Annotated in this window: 1 protein-coding gene; it reads right to left on the reverse strand. The window is 71.4% G+C overall.

Going from position 1 to position 573, the window contains the following annotated elements; translation table 11 throughout:
• Window positions 1-573 (reverse strand): hypothetical protein (locus tag EPD66_RS24300; RefSeq protein WP_221931114.1); only part of this gene is annotated, 573 nt, incomplete at both ends.

Consider the following 573-nt stretch of genomic DNA (forward strand, 5'->3'; position numbering starts at 1 on the left):
GTACCAGATCGCCGGGACGCCATGGCTCACCACCGCCATGCGCAGGGACTCGGTCACCACCGAGGCGCTTTCGGCCAGGCCCACCGACCAGCCGACGCATTTGCGGGTGGCCACATCCAGCACCGAGGCGATCTCGGGCCGGAAGGGCTGGCCGGACAGCGGGTTCCGCACCTCGGCGGCGAAGGTCTTGCCGTCGGCGGTGTAGACGCTGGTCGGCTCCAGGTCCGAGGTGTCGCGCTTGCGATAGGCGCTGATCGCCACCAGGGCGCGGCGGCCCATCCGGCCGCGATAACGCTCCTGCGGCGACAGGCTGCGCAGGAAATGGCGCGCCTGGTCGTAGGTCGGGCACGGCACGTCCTCGGGCAGTTCCTTGGCCAGCAGCGCCAGGACCTCGGTCAACGCCATGTTGGAGGGCCGCGACCAGATGCGCAGGAACGCAGCTTCCCAGGGTTGGGGCGGGGCCTTGGGCGCGGCCTTGACCGCCAACGCCTGGATGCCCTTGCTGTCGCGCTCCTTCAGCCAGCCATAGAGGCTCGAGCGGCCCAGCGTGCGGCTGCCCGTCCGGCCGCCGCG

Source organism: Telmatospirillum sp. J64-1 (genome assembly GCF_006980715.1).
GTDB lineage: Bacteria > Pseudomonadota > Alphaproteobacteria > Rhodospirillales > Magnetospirillaceae > Oleiliquidispirillum > Oleiliquidispirillum nitrogeniifigens.